Source organism: Desulfovibrio fairfieldensis, assembly GCF_001553605.1.
GTDB classification, from domain to species: Bacteria; Desulfobacterota; Desulfovibrionia; order Desulfovibrionales; family Desulfovibrionaceae; genus Desulfovibrio; species Desulfovibrio fairfieldensis.
Window position 1 is genome coordinate 1,992,865 of the sequence record NZ_CP014229.1, and the last position, 21,592, is coordinate 2,014,456.

A 21,592-nucleotide genomic window follows, 5' to 3' on the forward strand; every position below is an offset into this window, starting at 1 on the left:
TAAAATTTTATATATGATATTACATATAAATGATGGCCGGAGGTCCTATGGCGGGCAGTGCGCGCGGCTTTCCCGTGACTCTTGAATCCTGGGGATGGAGCCAAAAGGGCGATATCCGCCCGGAAAACCAGGATTCTTTTCTGAGTTGGAACGAACGCCTGCTCTGGGCCGTGGCTGACGGCGTGGGCAGCAGCGCGCACGGCGGCGAGGCGGGCAGGCTGGTTACCCGCATGCTGCTCACAACGCCCCATGCCGCCTCCCTGGATGAGCATGTGGACAATGTGGGCGGCATTCTGCGTCAGGGCAACGACATTTTGCGCGCGCACGGCGGCGCGACCCAAGCCGCCAGCACAGTGGTGGCCCTGCTGATGCACGGCGGCGAGGCGGCCTGCCTCTGGGCGGGCGACAGCCGCTGCTATCTTCTGCGGGACGGCGTGCTGTACCAGTGTACCCGCGAGCACACCCTGCGGCAGGAAAAAATCGACAACGGCGAGCTGACCGCGCCCGAGGCCCGGCGCATGGTACGGGGCAACATCATCACCAACGCCGTGGGCGCGCGCGACGCCCTGCGCCTGGACGAAGTCCGCTTTTCCCTGCGGGGCGGCGATAAATTTCTGCTCTGTTCCGACGGTTTGTCCAACCTTTTGGGCCCGGACGCTCTGGCGGCGCGCCTGGCAAGAACTTCCGCCAGGGAGGCGGCGGAAGACATGGCCCGGGCTGTGGACGGCGTGCCCCAGCCGGACAACATCACTCTGGTGGCGGTTTTCGTTTCCTCGTTGAGGTGAGCCATGGCGCTTCACAAGCATCTCCGGCCTGTTCCGGCGGCAAGGCCCTTCCGCGGGCCCCGGCGTTTTCCCGCGTCGCACAACCTCCGCAAGGGCATGCCGGGCACGGAACACAACGGACGCTTTCTTTTGCAACAGCTGCTGGGCTGCGGCGGCGTTTGCGAAGTTTACGCCGCTCTGGATCTGCGCCGTGTGGAGTGGAGCGATGCCTCTCCCCAGGTGGCGGTGAAACGCCTTTTGCCGGAACTGACCCGGAACTATCAGGCTCAACTGGCCCTGGCGCAGGAATTTTGCATTCTGCGCCATCTGGTCCATCCCGGCGTGGTCCGCGTTTTTGACTTGCACAACGAGCCCTTCGGCCTCTGCTACAGCATGGAGCTGCTGCAGGGGCGCAACGCGGGCGAGATCCGGCCCGGCGATCTGCCCGGTGCGGCCCTGGCGACCATGACCGCACGCTTTTTCGACGCCCTGGCCTTTCTGCACGCCCAGGGCATCGCCCACGGCGACATCAAGCCAGCCAACCTGCTGTTAAAAAGCGGGGAGCGCCCGGTGCTCATCGACTTCAACGTGGCCGCCGCCAGCGTGCGCAAGGGCGGCACACCGGCAGCCGTGGGGCTGCGCGAAAGCCTGCGCGTTCCGGCCCACAGCCTGCTCTACTCCAGCCCCGAACGCCTGGAAGGCGGCCCGCCCTCAATGGAAGACGATATTTTTTCGGCCTGCTGCACGGTACATGAAGTGTTCAGCGGCGCGCATCCCTTCAAACGGCTTTCCTCGTCCGAAGCCCGGCAGCAGGACATGGTTCCGGCCAGGCCGCCCGGCATCCCCCCCTTTCTGTGGCCCCTGCTGCGCCGGGGTCTTGCCTTCCAGGCCCAAGCCCGGCCCGACGCCGCAAGCCTGCGCCGCGCCTTTGCGGCCTGGAGCGCGCTCTGCAACTGCACAGGCCAGGTCCGTAATTTTTTCACCCCCTGACCGACCGGAGGATTGCCGTGACGCTGCCCAAAGCCCTGCTCTGCGTTCTTGACGAACATCCGTCCGCCCAGCCTCCCGAGGAAGCCGCTCTGCGCGCCGTGGGCTTTGCCGCAGCCACCGTGCCTTGGCGGCAGACGTCCGCGCAACGGGGCTGGATGCAGCTTCTGCCCATTCTGGACGACCCGGCCGTGCAGGCCTGGGTCTTTTGCGGCGCGTCAACGGATTTCACCCCCGCCGTGCTGAATCGCATGGCCATGCTGACCCTGGCCCTGCACCGTCCCAGCCCGCCCCTCACGGCCTGCCTGCTCACTGGCGACGGCCCGGAACCGGAACTGCCCCACTGGCTGGGGGATGTACGCGTCTTCCGCCGGGACAAGAACTTTGCCGCCAGGCTCATGGCCGCGCGTCTGAAATCCCGTCCGCTGCCGCCGCGCCCCTTTCATCTGACAGCCCATTTGGACCCGCTCATCGGCCAATGGCTGGAAGCGGGACCGACAGAAGGCGCGCAATGGCCGGGCTTCATGGCCGGGACCCTGGGAGCCGAGGTAACGGCCTTCGGCGTGGGGCCTCGCGGCATACTGCCGCGGAAATGCACGCTTGAGCGCCCGCTGCGCGGCATCCGGGGAGATTGGGGCGGGCGGGAATTCAGCGCATGCGCGACCCGCAACCTCATCGGGGCTGACAATGCCTGCTTTCTGCGCGTGGAGGGTGAACCGGAGGCCATTTTCATAGCTCCTTACCCCGAAGAGGACGGCCTGGAAACACGGAACCAAAGCGTGGCATACCTTGAGTTGGCATAGCCACGGGCTGTCCCCGCGTCCGCACGGGTGCTCCGTGCCTGCCGTGCGGAGCGCTTTGCTCCATTGTGCCGTTTTCCAAAACGGTTGATGTCTCCCGAAAATGAGCCCTGGCCTAAAATTAAAAATAAATATAAGCTAAACTACAATATACTTTTTATCTCCCGCTTCCGGCGGAGGAGATCCTAGCCAGGCGAAAGGCTTGGTGAAATGTTTTGAGCCCGAGAATTGAGCCGAAGAGGACAATTAACGCCCGTCACATTCCCGGCGGGAAATGCGCCGTTTTTTGATCCATACAATTGAAGGGACGAAAATATATGAGAAAATCGCTTTGGCTCCTGCTCCTGGCCGCCTGTATGACAGCCGCGGCCGCCAATCCAAGCAGGGCGGACGGCTTCTCCGCCGACAAAAATTTTCTGACGACCGACACTGAACCGGACAACGCCCACCTGCCGAAAGCCGCACCGCCCGCGGGCCTGGCTTTTGTCCGCCCTGATGACCTGTATGAGAGCCTGTATGACGACGCCCGGTTCATTACTCCGGCTTTCAAGCGGGTGGAGCGACTCTACAAGTCCGGAAAAATCCGCGAAGCCTACGCGGAATGGCTGCAACTGGCCTGGCAGGGGGATATGTTCGCCATGGCCTCGCTGTCCGTGGTCAGCCGCGTGCACGCCGACCAGACATGGCCGGTGCCGCCGGAATTCTGGGAGGGCTGGCTGCTTACCCTGCTGGGCAAGGGCGAAGGCGGCTATGTGCTGGGCGTGCAGTACGCCATGCTGGCAGACCAGTACGAAGCGGGTTCCAGGAGCAGGGACTTTTTTCTGCAAAGCGCCCTGACCGGACATTGGGCCGGTATGTACGGAACCTTCGCCACCGCCGGGGAGCGGGAGGACATCCCCTTTTCTCCCCCGGCCACGCCGCCCGTCACGCCCATTCAGGCCCGCTTTATGGAAGATCGCAACGGCGAAGCCCGCTACTGGCTGACCAGGGCCGCGGACTCCGGCTATTGGAAGGCCGCCGGGCTTCTGGCGACATATTACGCCAATCCCCAGAAAGGAGCGGCGGATTATGCACGGGCGGAGCATTACGCGGCCATCTCCGCTGAAAACGGTTCCGTGGAAAACGCCCTGACTCTGGGTGCCGGTTATGCCGATGGAACGTTCAAACAGCATCCGCAGTGCGAAGGCTACTACAATTACATGTTGCTGGCGGACAGGCTCCGCTACAACAGCGAGCCGAGCATTGAACGTCTCGGCCGGTTGATCAGGCATATCAAGTCCAATCCCGAATGTCAGAAGTCCGATGCCGTTGCCTCCGGCCTGGCCGAAAGCAAACAGCTCTATGAAAGCTGGAAAGCCCGTTCCTCCGAGAGGCTGCAACACAGAAACAAGCTGTACACCAGGGCCAGAGCCCGGCTGCCCGAAGTCGGCGCCGCCCATGAAAAGGCTTTGCTGAAGTCCGCCCCGGCGAGCTAGGTGTACAGTCCCGTGGTATGGCGGCGTGGAAAAGCCAATATGTTTTTCCCGGCATCCGGCCTTGTTTTTTGACGCATAAGCGGGCAAGCTGCCTGGAATACGCTGGAGGATTTCATGCAGCTTCGCGACCTGACCATGGTATTCTCCTCCTTCGCTTCCATGGCAGCCGGGGTGTTCCTGCCCGGACTGGCCGGTCCGCTTGAAGCCATGCCCCGCCTGATGCTGATGGTCATGCTCTATCTCAGCTTTCTGGCCGTGGGGGCCGGAGCCCTCTGGGACGAACTGCGCGCCATGCCCGGCATCGTCTGCCGACTCACGGTCTTGCGTCTGCTGGCGCTGCCGCTCTTCGTCTTTGCCGTCTTCCGTCTGATCATGCCCGAATTTTCCCTGGGGGCCCTGCTGCTGGGCGCGGCCCCGGTAGGGGTCATGGCCGCCGTGTTTTCGCTCATGCTCGGGGCCAATACCGCCCTGATTCTGGTGGGCAACATCCTCACCTCCCTGCTGCTGCCGCTCAGCCTGCCGCTTCTGCTCTCCTGCACGGACGGCGTCCTGCGCGCCCTGGGCAGGGGCGGCCTGGACCTGCCGGAAAACTTTTCCCTGGGCGGCATGACCATCTCGCTCTGCATCACGATTCTGCTTCCCTTTGCCGCCGCCATGGTCACCCGCGTCCTGCCCAGGCTGGCCGGGGGCATTCTGCGCCGCCAATTCCCCCTGCTCACCACGGCCATCGTCATTTCCAATCTGGGCATTTTCAGCAATTACGCCGGGGTGCTGCGACAATCCCCGGCCCTGATCCTGCACGCCCTGCTGGCGTCCTGCCTGCTCTGCGTGGTCATGACCGTGGCGGCCCTTCCGGCCACGCGCGGCATGCCCCGCCAGGTGCGGCTGGCCTTTCTGATCTCCTTCGGGGTCATCAACAACATTCTGCTGATGATCGTCAGCAACGAATTCTTCACTGTCAACGAGGCCCTGATGGGCGCGGCTTACTTGGTGCCGCTGTACATCCTGCTGTTTTATTACCGCTATTGCAGCCGGACTCCGGCTCCGGCCCGCTGAGCTCGGCTGTACGGATTTTTCCGTTACTTTGGTTTCAGGAGGCGATTATGGAATGGATATTCCTGGCCGTGGTGGCCTTGCTGGGCCTTGGCCTGGCGCTGCTGGGCGGCTTTGTTTTTCTGCGCTGGCTGGCCCGGCTCTATGCCGCGCCCCGGCGTCCGGCGCATCCCGCCGCCGACGCGGCCCGGCCGGAAGTCGGGCAGCCCGCCCCTGAAACAGAAAACCGCCCGACAATGGAAACAACCGTCCCGGCAGCGATCCCGTCCCGGCGCGAAGCCTGCCCGGATCAGGAAACCCGCGCCCTGCTGCGCACGCCTCTGGCCCGTTTCAGTATTGTGGCCTTTATCGCCGTGGTGTTGCTGTTGCCCCTGATGCTGGTCAAGGATCTCACGGACGAGCGCGCGAGCCTGTACCGCAGCGTGGTGCGGGACATCAGCAAGGCGTGGGGCGGGGAGCAGCAGATCACCGGTCCCATCCTGCTGATTCCCTACAGCGAACGCCAGATCACCTCCCGGACCGTGCGCAATGAGGATCCCAAAGCCGTTGGCGGCGAAGAATACCGCGTCATCAAGGAGAGCCGCCTGGTGCCGGGCTATTTCGTGCTGCTGCCCGCCAGAGCGGATTTTACCTGCAATCTTGATCCGCAGGAGCGACAGCGCGGCATTTACCGCTCCCTGGTCTACACCGCCAGGCTGCGCATGGCCGGGCATTTCAGGCTGCCGCCTCTCGAAAGCCTGAAACGCATTGCCCCGGACCTGGAAAGCGTGGACTTTCAACGGGCTTTTGCCGTCGTGGGGCTCTCCTGGCCCAGCGCCCTGCGCACGGTGGGCCCCTTTGTCTGGAATCAAGCCGAACTGGCCGCCGAACCCGGCACTCAGCCCTTTACCGCCGTGAAGGAGGGCTTTCGCATTCCCGTGCCGCTGTCGCCGGACGTCAAACAGTATGATTTCTCCCAGGAGCTGGTTTTCAACGGCAGCAGCGGCATTTCCTTCACGCCCGTGGGCGGCGTCACGGCTGTCGGCCTGAGCTCGCCCTGGCCGCACCCCAGCTTCAGGGGCGACATCCTGCCCGTGACGCGCGAAGTTTCCGCCACAGGCTTCACGGCGGTTTGGGACATTCCCTCCCTGGCCCGTTCCTACCCCAATCTGGGCACGCTCAAAACCTGGCCGGACCGTTTCACCTCCTTCGCCGCCGGAGTGGCCCTGTACGAATCCGCCAGCCATTACCACCTGATAGAGCGCTCGGTGAAATACGGCATCCTGTTCATCGGACTTACCTTCCTGGCCTTCATCATTTTCGAACTGAGCCTGAATGCCCGCCTGCATCCGGTGCAATACGGCCTGGTGGGTCTGGCCATGGTGGTTTTTTATCTGGTGCTGCTTTCGCTTTCCGAGCATTTCACCTTTCTGCCGTCCTATGCGGCGGCCTCGGCCTGCACGGTGTTGATGATCGCGCTGTACGCCGGTGCGGCCCTGCGCAGCGTACGGCAGGGCTTCAGCGTGGGGCTGCTGCTCACGGCCCTGTACAGCCTGTTGTACGCCATCCTGCAAATGGAGGACTATGCCCTGCTCATGGGCACGGCCCTGGTGCTGGTCATGCTCGGCGTGCTCATGGTGGTGTCGCGCAATCTGGCTTTTGAACGGATATGAACAAGTGCGGCGCGGTTTCCATACTTCGGAGACCGCGCCGCACTGAAAAAAGCAGCTCAGTTCAGGGAGCGTGACCCTATTGTTCCAGATCCGGGGGCAGGTCGAAAAGATAACGCCGCAAAAGGTCCAGAGCGTGGCTGGCGGCCCGGTTGCGGGTCCAGTCCCGGCCGAGATAGCGGCCCTGGGGGCGCATGACGCGCAGCCGCACGCCGTCTTCGGCGCTGAGGGCGATATAAACCAGGCCCACGGGCTTTTCGGGCGTGCCGCCGTCCGGTCCGGCAATGCCCGTAATGCCCAGGCCGAAATCACTGTTGTAGCGCGTGCGCGCGTTTTCAGCCATGCAGCGGGCCACTTCCGGGCTCACGGCCCCGTGCGCGCGCAGCATGTCCTCGGGCACGCCCAGCAGACGGATTTTGGCCTCATTGGCATAGGTCACCAGACCCGTGCCGAACACCGCCGACGCTCCGGGCTGGTCCGTGATCCGCTTGGCAAGCAGGCCGCCGGTGCAGGATTCCGCCGTGGTCAGGGTCAGCCCGCGCCGGATCAGCTCCGGCAGCACCACGCTTTCCAGGCCGGCGACATTCACGCCGTAAACCACGTCCCCCAGACGTTCGCGCACAGCCGCCACCAGAGGCGCGGCCAGCGCCTCGGCGGCTGCGGGGTCGTCAGCCTTGGCCGTGACCCGCACGAACATTTCCCCCTCGGTGGCGTAGGTGGCGGCCGTGGGATTGGCCCCGTCCGTCAGGTCCTTGATGCGCATGGCCGCCGCGCCTTCGCCGATGCCGAAGGTGCGCACCATGAAGGAAGCAATGGCCCCGTGGGCGTAGCGCTGCAAAAAGGGCGTCACGCCCGTCCGCAGCATGGGCAGCAACTCTGACGGCGGGCCGGGCAGCAAAAGTACGAACTTGCCGTCCCCGGCAGGCACGGCGCAGCCCGGCGCGGTGCCCACGGCATTGGGAAAGGCCACGGCCCCGCGCGGCAAAAAAGCCTGCTTGCGCTGATTGGCGCCCATGGGGCGGCTGCCGAAATACTCTTTGAGCCGCTCCAGGCTGTCCGCATCTTCCTCCAGCGGCGCGCCGGTCACGCGGGCCACGGTTTCCTTGGTCAGATCGTCGTCCGTGGGTCCCAGGCCGCCGGTGGTGATGACCAGATCGCTGCGCGTGAGCGCCTCGCGCAGCACGGCTTCCAGACGCCCGGCATTGTCGCCCACCACATGAACGTGCAGCAGATCCACGCCCAGGGCCGAAAGTTCGCGCGCCACATGGGCCGCGTCGGTATTGATGGTATGGCCGAGCAAAAGCTCGGTGCCCACGGAGATGATTTCCGCCTTCATATGACCTCGCTTGCTTCTGAATGATCCACCAAGCGCAGTCTACGCCTCAGGCCTCCTGGCCGCAACGCCCGGAAGCCGGGAGTATCGCGCTTTTTTCTTGACAGGACGCCGGGTTCCGGAGAAAATAATCCTTACTTATTTAATAAGATATAGGCATTTGATTTCCGTCCCAAACCCGCCTTTTTCGGAGCAAGCCCATGAGCGCCACCCGTCCCCTGCACTTTGAAACCCTGCAAGTTCACGCCGGTCAGGAACAGGCTGATCCGGCCAGCGGCGCCAGGGCCGTGCCCATCTATCAGACCACGTCCTATGTGTTCGGCAACTGTGACCACGCCGAGGCCCGCTTTAATCTGAGCGAGCCCGGCAACATCTACGGCCGCCTGACCAACCCCACCCAGGAGGCTTTCGAAAAACGCGTGGCCGCCCTGGAAGGCGGCGTTGCGGCTCTGGCCACGTCCTGCGGCGCGGCGGCGGTCAGTTGCGCCCTGCTCAATCTGGTCGGAGCGGGTCAGCATATCGTGGCGGAAAAAACCCTCTACGGCGGCACCTACAACCTGCTGGCCCATACCTTGAAAACCTGGGGCATTGCGACCACCTTCGCGGACCCCGACGAGTCCGGCTCCTTTGCCGAAGCCATCCGGCCCGAAACCAGGGCCATTTACATCGAAAGCCTGGGCAATCCCCACAGCAACATCGTGGACATCGAAGCTCTGGCCTCTCTGGCCCACAGCCACGGCATCCCCCTGGTCGTGGACAATACCTTTGCCACGCCCTGGCTGCTGCGCCCGCTGGAATACGGCGCGGACATCGTGGTCCATTCGGCCACCAAGTTCATGGGCGGCCACGGCGCGGCTCTGGGCGGGGTGATTGTGGACGGCGGGCGCTTCGACTGGACGGCTTCGGGAAAATTTCCCCAGTTCAGCGAGCCGGACCCCGGCTACCACGGCCTGAGCTTCGTACAGGCCGCCGGAGCGGCGGCCTTTGCCGCGCGGGCACGGGCCGTGCTGTTGCGGGACATGGGCGCGACAATCGCTCCCCTGCACGCCTTTCTCTTTTTGCAGGGGCTGGAAACCCTTTCCCTGCGCGTGGAACGCCATGTGCATAACGCCCTGGCCGTGGTGGATTTTCTGCGTGCGCATCCGTGCGTGGAGCGGGTCAATCATCCCAGTCTGTCGGAAAGTCCCAGCCACGCCCTGTACCAAAAGTACTTTCCCAGGGGGGGCGGTTCCATTTTCTCCTTTGAAGTCATGGGCGGCGCGGCCGAGGCAAGGGCCTTCATCGACCGGCTGCGCATCTTTTCCCTGCTGGCCAATGTGGCGGACGTCAAATCTCTGGTCATCCATCCGGCATCCACCACCCATGCCCAGCTCAGCCCGTCGGAACTGGCCGAAACCGGCATCAGGCCCAACACCGTGCGCCTGTCCATCGGCATCGAGCATATCGACGACATCCTGGCCGATCTGGGCCAGGCCCTCAGAGGTTAACCCATAGAATTTTTCGGCGGCGTAACCGCCATGAGGCAGCAAAGGAGCACGTTTTTTCGCAATCAGATACGCGAGAGCTTATCTTGTCATTTGAACAGGCATTGGATAAACTTATGCAAGGCCCGGCGTCCGGGGCCTTGGCGCGGAACAAAATGTTTTGTCCGCTGCCGCGCAGCACAGACTGCCAGCCGATTTGCAGGCGCATCATTCGCAGGAGAAATCTTCATGTTGAAAAAATGTGTGGCCTTTGTGTTCGTCATGCTGCTGGCCCTGCCCGCCATGGCCGAGGAGCTGAGCACGAAATATTTCACGGTCAATGTGCCTGACGGCTGGAAGGCCGTCATGCCGCCCACGGAAAATCAGGGCATGACCAGCGCCATCTTTGCCAAAGCCACGAGCGGCGTTTCCGTAACCATGGTGGTGGGCCCCAGCAGCGGCTCCGACGCCAAAACCATTGCCGGCATGTTCGCCACCCAGTTCAAGGCGGAAAAGCCCCCGGTGGAAAAGAACGGCCAGTACACCTTCAACTTCACCCAGCAGGGCGTGCCCTGCCAGGCCTGGGTCGCCACCCAGGGCGACGTGTTCATGGTCACCTCTTTGGCCGGCAACCACAAGGAAGCGCTGGACTTCATCAAAAAGAACGTCAAAAGCGCCGACTTCCCCAAACTGCTTCCGCAATAGGCGAAGCAGCCGCAGTAGTGAAAAGCGCCCCGCAAGGGGCGCTTTTTTTACGCGCTCTCCTACCGGCCGACGCCGGAAAAAAGAGCCCGAGGCCGGCCGGGTTTCAGCAAGGACCGGCTCCCAACGCAAAAAAGGATAGCTATCCTCCCGCCCCACGCCGATTGGGACCGCCCGGAATGACCACCAGTGCGGCGTCCCGCCGGTCCGCCGTAGCCTCCGCGCGTGCGGGCTCGCTTCAAATATCTATTGCTACTTTTTCAAAATTTGTGTTACCTATAGATTCGCATATGCATGTGGGCGGGTCTGAGTCGGTATCCGCCGTCATCACAAGCCATAAAGGACAAAACTATGTGGAAAATCTGTTGCGCAAGCCTGGCCCTCTTGTTCTGCGTCGCCGCGCAGGCCGAGGCGCATTTCGGCATGGTCATTCCCTCCACCGCCACGGTGACGGAGAAAAAAGACGCTGATCTGAAACTGGATATTTCCTTCTCCCATCCCATGGAAATGCAGGGCATGGATATGGCCGCGCCCAAGGCCTTTACCGTCACCCTGGACGGCAAGAGCGAAGACCTCAAGGCAAGCCTCAAGCCCGCCACCGTCATGGGCCATAAGGCCTGGCAGGCCGCCTATAAGATCAAGAAGCCCGGCGTCTACCAGTTTGCCGTGGAACCAGAGCCCTATTTCGAGCCCGCCGAAGATACCTACATCATCCACTATACCAAAACCGCCGTGGCGGCTTTCGGCGGCGAGGAAGGTTGGGATGAGCCCCTGGGCCTGAAGACGGAAATCGTGCCCCTGACCCGGCCTTTCGGCAATTATGCGGGCAACGTCTTCCAGGGCCGCGTGCTGCTGGACGGCAAGCCCGTGCCCGGCGCCGAAGTGGAAGTGGAAAGCTACAACAAGACCAAGGGACATACGGCGCCCAATGAATATTTCGTCACCCAGGTGGTCAAAGCCGATGAAAACGGCGTGTTTTCCTACGGCGTGCCTTGGGCTGGCTGGTGGGGCTTCGCGGCCCTGAACACGGCCAAGGAAAAGCTGGATTACAAGGGCGAGCCCAAGCCCATTGAGCTGGGCGCGGTGCTCTGGCTGGAATTCGTGGCTCCCAAGACCAAATAATTCCAGACTCGGCTTTTAGAGCAATTTCACTTTGAAATTGCTCTAACGCCGCACACGGTGCGGCGCGCCGCGAAGACCGACCCGCCGGGCGGCCCGCAGGGCCGTGCCTGTAGCCCAAAGGGCCTACAGGCATCGAGAGCAACGCGGCGTGGATTCCGGAAAAGCGACCGAGGGGCTGTCCCCGTTGGCGACAACGGAGCCATACAGGGATCGACAGCAACGATAACCGCGTTTTTCGCCAGAAGGATTTGGTCTGCAAATCCTTGCCGCGAAATGCGAGCAGGCGGGCTTTGCCTGTCGCGGACGAACATTTCAGGCGTTAACTGCTCTAAAGACGTGCCGCAATCCCGCGCCGGGCTGAACGCTCCCTCCCCGGTCCGGCGCGGGATTGCTTCAAGGAAACAGCATGCATATCGCGGAAGGCGTTCTTTCCCCCGCCGTGCTCGGCGCGGGTGCGGTCCTGGCGGCGGTCGGCACGGCCATCGGCCTGCGCAGGCTGGACTATGACCGGCTGATGACTGTGGGCATTCTTTCAGCGGCTTTTTTTGTGGGCTCACTGATCCACGTGCCCGTGGGTTTTTCCAGCGTCCATCTGATCCTCAACGGCCTGGTGGGCGTACTACTGGGCTGGGCGGCCTTTCCCGCTATTCTGGTGGCGCTGCTCCTGCAGGCTTTGCTCTTCCAATTCGGCGGCCTCACGGTGCTGGGCGTGAACACCTTTACCATGGGCTTTTCCAGCGTGCTGGCATGGTATTGCTATCGGGGCATCGCCCACATCTGGCCCGGCCCGGCGGGCATCCGCGCGGCCGCCTTCTGCGGCGGAGCGCTGGGCGTGGCCCTGGCCGCCGTGCTTACCGCCCTGGCCCTGGCCTTTACCAGCGAAGGCTTCTGGGCCGCCGCGCAACTGCTGCTTCTGGCCCATCTGCCCATCATGCTGGCCGAAGGACTGATCACCATGTTCACCGTGTCCTTTATCGCGCGCGTGCGGCCCGAGATGCTCCAGACCGCGCACGCCTGAACCCGCCGCATCCGAAGGAATTTTACCATGAACAACGCTCCCTTCCTCGCCCCATGCCGCCCGGCGGCCGCGCTTTTACCGCTCCTGCTGCTGGCCGTGCTGGCCGCGGCGCTGCTGGCTCCGGCACCGGCCTTGGCCCACAGGGTCAATATCTTCGCCTGGCTGGAAGGCGGCGACGTGGTTGTGGAATGCGGCTTCAACCGCAGTTCGCCGGTCAAGAACGGCTTGATTACCGTCTTTGACGCGGTGGACGGCAAGGAACTGTTGCAAGGCCACACCGACGACGCGGGACGGTTCAGCTTCCCCGTGCCGCAGGCGGCGCGCGAAGGCCACGGCCTGCGCATCCGGATCAACGCCGGTGAAGGGCATCAGAACGAATGGGACATGGACGCCTCCGAATTTTCCGGCGCGGCCGCACCCACGGCAAGCCCCACGGAAAAGGTGAACGGGACGGAAGGCGCGGCGGCCCCTGCCACAACCGCCGTGCCTTCCGTCCCGGCGGCTCAAGCCGTTTCGGGCGCCACGCCGGACCAGGTGCGCGCCATCGTCAACGCCGCTCTGGACGCCAAGCTGGGACCCATCCGGCGCGATCTGGCGGCTCAGGTCAATGCCGGACCGGGCATTCAGGAAATTATCGGCGGCATCGGCTGGATTCTGGGGCTGGTGGGCATAGGCCTTTACTTCAAGGGACGCCGCGTGTAGAGGACAGCCTAGCTAAATACCGGAGCGGGCGTCCTCAACACTTTGAAATTGTACAATCTCAAAGTTAATCTGCTCTAACGACCAGTACGGACGGCTTTTGCCGTGCGCACTGAAAACATGCGACGGGGAGCCGCAAGCGGCGGATACCAATCGCGGCACGCGACTTTTATTGAGAATTCGCATACAAAGAATGCATCGTGTTCGACCAGCCCTTTGTCCGACCGTCGCCCCTCCAGGCCATTGACCCGCGCGTGCGCCTGGCGCTCGCCGCACTGACCGCCGTATGTCTGGCCCTTTTGCAGAATCTGACGGCCTGCTGGCTGGGTCTGGCCCTGGGGACGGTTCTGTTGGCGGTTGCCCGTCCTCCGTTACTGCCCCTGTTGCGACGGCTGGCGACAGTAAACCTCTTTATTCTCTTTCTCTGGTGCGTGACGCCCTGGACCACGCCGGGCGCGGTTCTGGCCCAATGGGGCATCTTTGCCGTCAGCGTCGAGGGCGTGCGTCTCTCCCTGCTGGTGAGCATCAAATCCAACGCCATTGTCTGCGTTTTTCTGGCCCTGGTCGCCAACATGGATTCGCCCACCGTGGGCCATGCCATGGAACGGCTGTGCTGCCCCCGGAAACTGGTTTTTCTCTTTCTGTTCACGGGCCGCTATGTACACGTGCTGGCCACGGAATGGCAGACGCTCAACGTGGCCGCGCGCCTGCGCGGCTTTACGCCGCGCACCAACCTGCACACCTACCGCACATTGGCCTCCCTGCTGGGTCTCCTGCTGGTACGCAGCTACGAGCGCTCCTTGCGCGTGCGCGAGGCCATGCTGCTGCGCGGCTTCGAGGGCCGATTCCGGTCCGTGGCCGTGTTTCGCGCCCGCCCCGTGGACGCGCTGTTCGCCCTGGGCCTGCTGCTCTGTCTGGCGGGCATTGTCTGGACGGAGTATGAAGGAGGCCCGCATGTCTGACATTTCTCTTTCCGACGCTTGCGAATCCGCCATCTTCAGCCTGGAACAGGTGCACTTCGCCTACGCCCGTGAGGGCAAAGCCCGCACGGTGCTGAGCGATGTGAATTTCTCCCTTTTCCCCACGCAAAAAATCGGCCTCTACGGCCCCAACGGCAGCGGCAAAACCACTTTTTTCCGCTGCATCACCGGACTGGCCCGGCCGCAGCAAGGGCTGATCCGTTTCCACGGGCACATCCTGAGTTCTGAAAAAGACTTCCGCGAGCTGCGCTGCAAAGTGGGTTTTGTGCTCCAGCACGCCGAGGACCAGCTTTTTTTCCCCACCGTGCTGGAAGACGTGGCCTTCGGCCCGCTCAACCTGGGGCTCACGCCCGACGAGGCGCGCCAACGGGCCTTGGAAACTCTGGAGAATCTGGGGCTCGCGGGTTTTGAGCAGCGCCTCACCCACCGTTTGTCCGGCGGCGAAAAAAAACTGATCTCCCTGGCCACGGTGCTGGCCATGCGGCCCGAGGCCCTGCTGCTGGACGAACCCACCAACGGCCTGGACAACGACGCGCGCCAACGGATCATCGACATCTTGCGCGGCCTTTCCACGGCCCGGATCACCATTTCCCACGACTGGGACTTTCTGGCCCAGACCTCCACGGAATATCTGACCATTCTGGACGGACGCCTCACCCCCTGCGCCCCTTCCTTCGCCCACGCCCATATGCACGCGCATCCGCTGGGCAACGAACCCCACGAGCATTAGAGTGGATTCCCTTTGAAACGCCTTGCGTTTCAAAGATTCATTCAGCCGAGCACCGCGGTTTTCGGCTGAATCCCCGCCGCCTCGCATTTCAACTTTGAAATGCTCCAACGCCGCATAGTTGCTCTCGATGTCCGCAAGCGGCCCCCTGTAGCCCGGCGTCTTATCGGCTGCTCTGTAATTCTTTTCTGGACTCGAACGCCTTTTACGCATAGTATTAGGATATGATTAAGTCCCATAGTCGCTGCGATAATCGTCCTGTTCCGCGAAATAGCGTCTCTGAAGGCTTGCCCGGCGCGGAAGTTTACGATAGAAAGTTACCCCTTCGTTACCCTGTCCTCCAAAGCCGGAAGAGGTTCCTGCCATGGTCCACTCGCCCCGCCCCACAGGTTGCCAGATACAACTCGGTTCGCCTGACCCGTTGTGGGAATGGCATATTCCCACGGACGCGCTTTTTCTGAGCGAGGGCGCCCGCCGCAAGCTGCGTCTTGAAAAAGATGTTCCGACCACCATGGCGGCTTTTGTGGCGCACATTCCGCCGGACTGCCTGCCTTCGCTGCACGAGTTGCTGGAAGGCGTGCTGAGCGGGGCCAGCGGGCCCATGCTGGAACTGGTCTACCCCTTTGACGACCTGCTCGTACGCGCCGGCCTGCTGATTGTGGAACGGAATAACGAAGGCCGCGCCGTGCGCGGCGTCGGCCAGTACAGCGTCTCCGAAACCCTGGCCTACCGCCCCCCAGTGACTACCGGCGCTGGCACGCCGGACACGGGCTACTGGCAGTGCTCCCTGACGGAACGGACCATCCGCATGGACAGCCGCTGTTGCGCCCTGCTCGGCTATGCCGACCCCCGGCCGATGGTCATCAGCCCGGAACAATGGCGGCAACGTCTGCACCCGGAAGAAGGGGCAGCCTCGAACTGCCGCTATCAGCTCACCCTGGAACTGCCCCAGTGGGGCGACAGCATTGAGGACGTGTTGCGCGTCCGCCTGGAAAACGGCGAATACGCGCGCTTCGCCCTGCACGGCACCGTCCTGGAACGCGACGCCGACGGCCACGCCAAGGAGCTGGCCGGCAGCCTGCAACGCATCGACGCCGCCAGCGCTCCCGCGCGGGGCAACTCCCAGGACGCGGGCCGCCTGCTGCTGGCCATCAACGCCGCGGGCGACGGCCTCTGGGATTGGGATTCCGCCACCGATGAAGTCTATTACAGCCCGCGCTATCTCTCCATGCTGGGGTACACGGCGGAACAGTTTGCCGGTGATCTTGAAACCTGGAAAAAAAAGATCCATCCGGACGACATCCACAAAATCGTGCCGCCGCAGGCGGCTCTGGTGGAGTCGCCGCGCTACGGCGATTCTTTTGAATGCACCTACAGGATAATGCGCGCCGACGGCACCTGGGCCTGGATACTGGGACGCGGCTATGTGACCCATCGCGACGTCAACGGCAGGGCCACACGTCTTGTGGGCCTGCATACGGACATCACCACCACCCAGGGCGACAGGGCCAAACTGGAGGACATGGTCAGGAACGACGCCCTCACCGGCCTGCGCAGCCGCACCTTTTTCAATATGGAAGTGGAGCGCATCGAGCAGAACCATATCCGTCCGGTGAGCGTTATCGCCTGCGACGTCAACGGTCTCAAGCTGATCAACGACTATCTGGGCCACGCCACCGGCGACACGCTGCTGGCGGACGCGGCCCTGCTGCTGCGCCGCTCCCTGCGGGCCACGGACTGCATCGCCCGCATGGGCGGCGACGAATTCACCATTCTGCTCCCCAGCTGCCCCGAAGAAACCGCCCTGAAAATCCTGTTCGAGCTTCAACGCACCTTTGAGGAGCACAACAGCGCGCCCGACGCCATGCCCCTGCTTCTGGCCTTCGGCTGCGCCAGCGTGAAAAGCGCGGACATGCCGCTTTCCCGGACTCTGGTGGAGGCCGACAGGGAAATGCTGCGTCAAAAGCACGCCCAGCGCGGCGCGGCCCATGAAAAAATCAAGGAATGGATCGAGCGCAATAAAAATGTGACCGTCTGCCTTGAAGACTGCCGCTACATCTGACGCGCCGCGCGCGGAAAAGGCGGATTTTGTAACATAACCGCAAAATTACAGAAAGGCTGACGCAAGAGTATTTTTCTCTTTCGCTTTGGGCACAAAGCTCATCCCGTTCATTCGATTGCCCTGGCCCGGTGCGCAGGCCCTCTTGACGGCGGGCGCGCCTTTGGGCCACAATCCGGTCATGCCATCGGACGATACCCCCTCAGATCCCGACCCCGCTCCTGACAGTCAGGACAGCCCCATGGTGGGCCAAGCGGAAAGCGGGCAGAAAATACTTCAGTTCCTGCAACGGCGGCTCAATCTGCCGCCGACCCTGCTGCACCGCTGGATCCGCACCGGCCAAGTGCGCCTCAACGGCGGCCGCTGCAAACCCTTTGTGCGCGTAAAGACCGGCGATGTGGTCCGCCTGCCGCCCTTTGCCCTGAAAATGGCGGCCCAGAGCGGAGCCGCGCCGGTCAGGACGACGGACACGGTCCCCGAGCCTCCGGCGCGCCCCCCGTCTCTGGAAGCGTCCGCGCCCCTGCCGCCCGTGGTGGGCGCGGAAGGCCCGGTCTGGGCGCTGTTCAAGCCCGCCGGTCTCCCCACGCATCCGGGCACCGGGCACAGTGACAGTCTGGCTACCCGTCTGGCCGACCACTACGCCCAGGCCGCCTTCAAACCCACGCCCGCCCACCGGCTGGACAAGGACACCTCCGGCATTCTGCTGGTGGCCGCCACGTTCTCGGCTTTGCGCGAGCTCCAGGAGGCCATCCGCCAACGGAGCCTGATCAAGGAATACGTGGTCTGGGTGCGCGGACGCTGGCCCTGGCCCGAAGCCCGCCTGCTGCGTCACCAGTTGCGCAAGGGCCTGGAACGCGGCTTTGAAAAGATGAGGGCCGTGCTCACCGCCGCCGGGGAGGAACGCGCCCTGGAAGCCCTGTGTCTGGCCCGGCCCCTGCGCATACGTGAGAACGAAAGCCTGCTGCTGATCCGCCTGTTCACGGGCAGGACGCATCAGATCAGAGTGCAGCTGGCGAGCCTGGGGCATCCCGTGCTGGGCGACGTCAAATACGGACCACCGGAACAGCGCGTTGGGGCGGGTCCCATGTACCTGCACGCCCTGCGCGTGATCCTGCCCGGAGGGCGGATTTTCGCCTGCCTGCCGGACTGGGACGCAGAGCATGCCGTGGGCGTCCTGCCGGAAGTCATGCCCGTCCCGGCGGAACACCAAGGGCAGATTAACGTCGAGAATTGACATTCTCCACGTTGACGCCGCCTTCAGCCCATCGTTGCTGTCCTTGCGGCAGCCGTTGGCCGCAGTGCTTTAGCCGTAGGCGACAAAGGAGCCGTACGGTTAAGGACAGCAACGCTACGGATGGCGACAGCGATTGCACAGAATAAACTGTATCGTTACGCATGCTGTCTTCAAGCGTAGTTTCCTGCGTCACAACGCTTGAAGCATCTGTACGGCTCCTGCGTCGCCTACAGCTAAAGCAACGCTCGCTTTGCTCGCGAACGGTTAAAGGCGCCTTGCATTCGGACGTGGGCCTCTGCTTTCGCAGCCGCCGGAGCAAAGCAATTTTGAAAAGTCACTTTGCTCTGTCCGGGACTTCTCGATGACAAGGCCTTTCCTTTGGCCATGAATGAGGATAATTAGAACATCTTACATTAAAATATAGGCGGCCTTCAGCGCCGCCGGAACAAGGTAACGCCGTGTCCGATTCTCTTCCCTACATCGTCCTGGTGGGTCGCCCCAATGTGGGCAAATCCACCCTGTTCAACCGTCTGATCCGCAGCAACCGGGCCATCACCCATGACAGGCCCGGCGTCACGCGCGACCGCATGGAAGGCGTGGTGCGCCGCAAGGACCTGCCCTCCTTCGGCATTGTGGATACCGGCGGCATCACCCTGGACGCGCACGCCGCCGTGACCGAAGGCCCCGAAGGCATCCGCGGCTTTGAGCGGGACATTCTGACCCAGGCCGAGGCCGCGCTGGCCGGGGCCGCCGCCGTGGCTTTCGTGGTGGACGGGCGCGACGGCCTTCTGCCCCTGGACGAACATCTGGCCGCGCATATCCGGCGCATGGGCCTGCCCACGCTCTGCGTGGTCAACAAGGTGGACGGCGAGGAGCGCGAGGACCTGCAGATGGCTGAATTCCACAGCCTGGGCTTTCCCCTGCTGCCCGTTTCCGCCGAGCACGGTTACAACATCAACGCCCTGTGCGAGGATCTGGCCGCCCTGCTGCCCGAAGGCGCTGTCGAGCCCCCGGCGCCCCCGGCTCTGCGCCTGGCCATGCTGGGACGGCCCAACGCGGGCAAGTCCTCCCTGATCAACGCTCTGGCCGGAGAAGAACGGATGATCGTCTCCGACATGGCCGGCACCACACGCGACAGCGTGGACGTGCGCTTCAGGCGCGACGGGCAGGACTACGTCTTTGTGGACACCGCCGGAGTACGCCGCCGCACCAGAATCACGGACAGCGTGGAAAAATATTCGGTCAACGCGGCCATCAAATCCAGCACCAAGGCCGACGTGACCCTGCTCACCCTGGACGCCACCGAAGGCGTCAGCCAGCAGGACAAACGGCTCATGGACATGCTGGACACACGCAAGACTCCCTTCATGGTTCTGATCAACAAATGTGACCTGATACCGCCCGCCGCCCTGGCCGCCCTCAAAAAAAACATAACCGAAACCCTGGCCTTTTGCGGGCATGTGCCCATCCTGGCGGTTTCGGCCCGGACCGGCACGGGCCTCAAAAAGATCCTGCCCCTGGCCCGGAAGATTCATGAGGAATGCCAGGTGCGCATCTCCACGGGCCGGCTCAACCGGGCCATGGAAGAGGTGCTCACCCGCCATCAGCCGCCGGTGGTCAAACGGGTACGTGCCAAGTTCTTCTACCTTACCCAGGCCGAAACCGCGCCGCCGACCTTCGTCTTTTTCGTCAGCGACGCCGAGCGCGTGCCCGAAAGCTATACCCGCTACCTGGAACGCGCTTTGCGCAAACTCTTCGGCATCAGCCACGCGCCCATGCGCATCCATCTGCGCTCCAGCCACAAGAAAAAGAGTTGAGCGTCACGCTTTCGCGGAGTGCCCCGAGGCCGGGCATTTTCCGCAAAGCGGCGAAAACAGCCGCTTGCGGGCGCGAAGCGCATTGACAGAATCCGCGCAATAATGCAATAGAAAGGCCTTATCTATATGCAGACTGATGACAAACTCCGCTTACGCGGTGTTTGCGCCGCCATCGGCTCGTTTTCAGGAAAACTTGCCGGGCGGAAAGGCACAAAAATCAGTCGCTGCGTTGCGGCCTGTTTCCCTAAGCCGCGTTGCGGCTAAGGGAGAATGCCCGGCTGCCGGGTACCCTTCGGGCAGCTGACGCACGGCAACGCCGTGACCCGCTTCTGATTTTTGGTCGCGTTGACTTTGTCAACGCTCTTATGCGGAGCGCGCTCCGCACGCACATTTTTTCCGGAGGAGGGGCAGATGAAAAGAGGCATGACCTTGCTTGCGGCAATGGCTTTCTGCGTGGCGATGACCGCGCCCGCGCTGGCTGCGGATCCCATTAAAATCGGCGTCCAGGGCGCCCATTCCGGCGATCTGGCCTCCTACGGCGTGCCCAGCCTGAACGCCGCCAAACTCGTCATTGACGACGCCAACGCCGCGGGCGGCGTGCTCGGCGGGAAGGTGGAAGTGGTCTCCCAGGACGACCAGTGCAAGCCTGAAATGGCGACCAACGCGGCCACCAAGCTGATTTCCGACAAAGTCGCCGTGGTCATCGGCCCCATCTGTTCCGGCCCCACCAAGGCCGCCCTGCCCCTGTTCCAGGACGCCAATCTTATCGCCGTGTCCCCCACGGCCACCACGCCCGGCCTGACCGAAGACGGCAAACATCCGCTCTTCTTCCGCACCGTGGCCAACGACAACGCCCAGGCCCGGCTGACCAGCGACTTCATGCTCAACAAGTTGAAGGCCAAAAAAGTCGCCTACCTGCATGACAACGGCGACTACGGCAAGGGTTTTGCCGACAACAACCGCGTGTTCATGGAAAAGGGCGGCGCGGAAACCGTGCTTTTTGAAGCCGTTACCCCTGACGCCGTGGACTTCTCCGCCGTGGTGCGCAAACTGCGCCGCGCCAAGCCCGACATCGTGGTTTTCGGCGGCTACCAGCCCGTGGCTTCCAAGCTGATCCAACAGATGCGCCGCGACCGCCTGACGACCCCGTTCATCGGCCCCGACGGCGTGAAGGACGAGACCTTCCTTAAAATGACCGGCAAGGACAGCGAAGGCGTATATGCCTCCTATCCCAAGGACACCAGCACCCTGCCCGAATACAAGAAGGCGCGTGAGGCCCACGTCAAGGCTTACGGCAGCGAGCCCGGCTTCGGTTACTATAACGCCTATGCCGCCGCCCAGTGCCTGCTGGCCGCCATTGAAAAGGCGGGCGGCACGGATACGGCCAAAATCAAGGAAGTCTTGCGCACCAACCCGGTGGACACCCCGCTGGGCAAGATCAGCTTCAACGAAAAGGGTGACGCCGCCGGCATGGCGCTCTCCGTCTATCAGGTCAAAAACGGCAAGTTCGTGGAGCTGGACCACAGCCTCACGCTTCAGTAGCACTGGCGGGGGCGCGGGACGCCGCGCCCCCTTTTCCGCCCCGCGGCGGCGCGGCAGCCTCAGGTCTGCTCTTGCGCCCGCCGCGTGCGGCGCTTGCGCGCGGGGATGATGCCTGCGCGCGCATCAGCATTCACCAGGCAGCCGGCAGGCCGGTAATCTGGCGGGCCC

Annotated in this window: 18 protein-coding genes; 17 read left to right on the forward strand and 1 reads right to left on the reverse strand. The window is 63.1% G+C overall.

The window, feature by feature from the left end:
- Positions 1-47 precede the first annotated feature (47 nt).
- The 6 genes from AXF13_RS08500 to creD all read left to right on the forward strand — a co-directional run bounded on the left by AXF13_RS08500 (position 48) and on the right by creD (position 6,731).
- Positions 48-785, forward strand: a complete 738-nt coding sequence (locus tag AXF13_RS08500; RefSeq protein ID WP_062252582.1) for a PP2C family protein-serine/threonine phosphatase — start codon at positions 48-50, stop codon at positions 783-785.
- A gap of 3 nt (positions 786-788) precedes the next feature.
- Positions 789-1,754, forward strand: a complete 966-nt coding sequence (locus AXF13_RS08505; RefSeq protein ID WP_062252584.1) for a serine/threonine-protein kinase — start codon at positions 789-791, stop codon at positions 1,752-1,754.
- A gap of 17 nt (positions 1,755-1,771) precedes the next feature.
- Positions 1,772-2,554 carry a hypothetical protein gene (locus tag AXF13_RS08510; RefSeq protein ID WP_062252585.1) on the forward strand — a complete coding sequence of 261 codons (783 nt, stop codon included), beginning with the start codon at positions 1,772-1,774 and terminating at the stop codon, positions 2,552-2,554.
- 314 nt (positions 2,555-2,868) lie between these two features.
- Positions 2,869-4,026 (forward strand): SEL1-like repeat protein, encoded by a 1,158-nt coding sequence (locus AXF13_RS08515; protein WP_062252587.1) that lies wholly within the window; start codon positions 2,869-2,871, stop codon positions 4,024-4,026.
- Positions 4,027-4,140: 114 nt separating this feature from the next.
- Positions 4,141-5,082, forward strand: a complete 942-nt coding sequence (locus AXF13_RS08520) for a symporter (protein ID WP_062252589.1) — start codon at positions 4,141-4,143, stop codon at positions 5,080-5,082.
- A 47-nt stretch (positions 5,083-5,129) separates the two neighbouring features.
- Positions 5,130-6,731 carry a cell envelope integrity protein CreD gene (gene creD, locus AXF13_RS08525; protein WP_062252591.1) on the forward strand — a complete coding sequence of 534 codons (1,602 nt, stop codon included), beginning with the start codon at positions 5,130-5,132 and terminating at the stop codon, positions 6,729-6,731.
- Between the two features lie 76 nt (positions 6,732-6,807).
- On the opposite strand, the gene AXF13_RS08530 is transcribed toward creD, so the two are convergent.
- Entirely contained in the window at positions 6,808-8,064 is a 1,257-nt protein-coding gene (locus tag AXF13_RS08530; RefSeq protein ID WP_062252593.1) for a competence/damage-inducible protein A, read from the reverse strand.
- Positions 8,065-8,261: 197 nt separating this feature from the next.
- Here AXF13_RS08530 and AXF13_RS08535 point away from each other — a divergent pair, with 197 nt between their 5' ends.
- The 11 genes from AXF13_RS08535 (at position 8,262) to AXF13_RS08585 (ending at position 21,424) form a co-directional block, all read left to right on the forward strand.
- Positions 8,262-9,548 carry an O-acetylhomoserine aminocarboxypropyltransferase/cysteine synthase family protein gene (locus AXF13_RS08535; RefSeq protein ID WP_062252595.1) on the forward strand — a complete coding sequence of 429 codons (1,287 nt, stop codon included), beginning with the start codon at positions 8,262-8,264 and terminating at the stop codon, positions 9,546-9,548.
- A 225-nt stretch (positions 9,549-9,773) separates the two neighbouring features.
- Positions 9,774-10,229 (forward strand): hypothetical protein, encoded by a 456-nt coding sequence (locus AXF13_RS08540; protein WP_008685008.1) that lies wholly within the window; start codon positions 9,774-9,776, stop codon positions 10,227-10,229.
- A gap of 348 nt (positions 10,230-10,577) precedes the next feature.
- The gene (locus AXF13_RS08545; RefSeq protein ID WP_008685009.1) at positions 10,578-11,348 is read left to right on the forward strand and encodes a DUF4198 domain-containing protein; all 771 of its coding nucleotides are present in this window, start codon (positions 10,578-10,580) and stop codon (positions 11,346-11,348) included.
- A gap of 406 nt (positions 11,349-11,754) precedes the next feature.
- Positions 11,755-12,366 carry a cobalt transporter CbiM gene (gene cbiM, locus AXF13_RS08550; protein ID WP_009302287.1) on the forward strand — a complete coding sequence of 204 codons (612 nt, stop codon included), beginning with the start codon at positions 11,755-11,757 and terminating at the stop codon, positions 12,364-12,366.
- Positions 12,367-12,393: 27 nt separating this feature from the next.
- The gene (locus AXF13_RS08555) at positions 12,394-13,068 is read left to right on the forward strand and encodes a cobalamin biosynthesis protein CbiL (protein ID WP_083522034.1); all 675 of its coding nucleotides are present in this window, start codon (positions 12,394-12,396) and stop codon (positions 13,066-13,068) included.
- 197 nt (positions 13,069-13,265) lie between these two features.
- Positions 13,266-14,027, forward strand: a complete 762-nt coding sequence (locus tag AXF13_RS08560) for an energy-coupling factor transporter transmembrane component T family protein (protein ID WP_062252596.1) — start codon at positions 13,266-13,268, stop codon at positions 14,025-14,027.
- Entirely contained in the window at positions 14,020-14,775 is a 756-nt protein-coding gene (locus AXF13_RS08565; protein ID WP_062252599.1) for an energy-coupling factor ABC transporter ATP-binding protein, read from the forward strand. The genes AXF13_RS08560 and AXF13_RS08565 overlap by 8 nt, the downstream gene beginning before the upstream one ends.
- 361 nt (positions 14,776-15,136) lie before the next feature.
- Positions 15,137-16,834 (forward strand): sensor domain-containing diguanylate cyclase, encoded by a 1,698-nt coding sequence (locus tag AXF13_RS08570; RefSeq protein WP_062252600.1) that lies wholly within the window; start codon positions 15,137-15,139, stop codon positions 16,832-16,834.
- Between the two features lie 238 nt (positions 16,835-17,072).
- Positions 17,073-18,065 (forward strand): RluA family pseudouridine synthase, encoded by a 993-nt coding sequence (locus tag AXF13_RS08575; protein WP_062252602.1) that lies wholly within the window; start codon positions 17,073-17,075, stop codon positions 18,063-18,065.
- Positions 18,066-18,523: 458 nt separating this feature from the next.
- Positions 18,524-19,882, forward strand: a complete 1,359-nt coding sequence (gene der, locus AXF13_RS08580; RefSeq protein ID WP_062252604.1) for a ribosome biogenesis GTPase Der — start codon at positions 18,524-18,526, stop codon at positions 19,880-19,882.
- 411 nt (positions 19,883-20,293) lie between these two features.
- Positions 20,294-21,424, forward strand: a complete 1,131-nt coding sequence (locus AXF13_RS08585) for a branched-chain amino acid ABC transporter substrate-binding protein (RefSeq protein WP_062252605.1) — start codon at positions 20,294-20,296, stop codon at positions 21,422-21,424.
- Positions 21,425-21,592 lie beyond the last annotated feature (168 nt).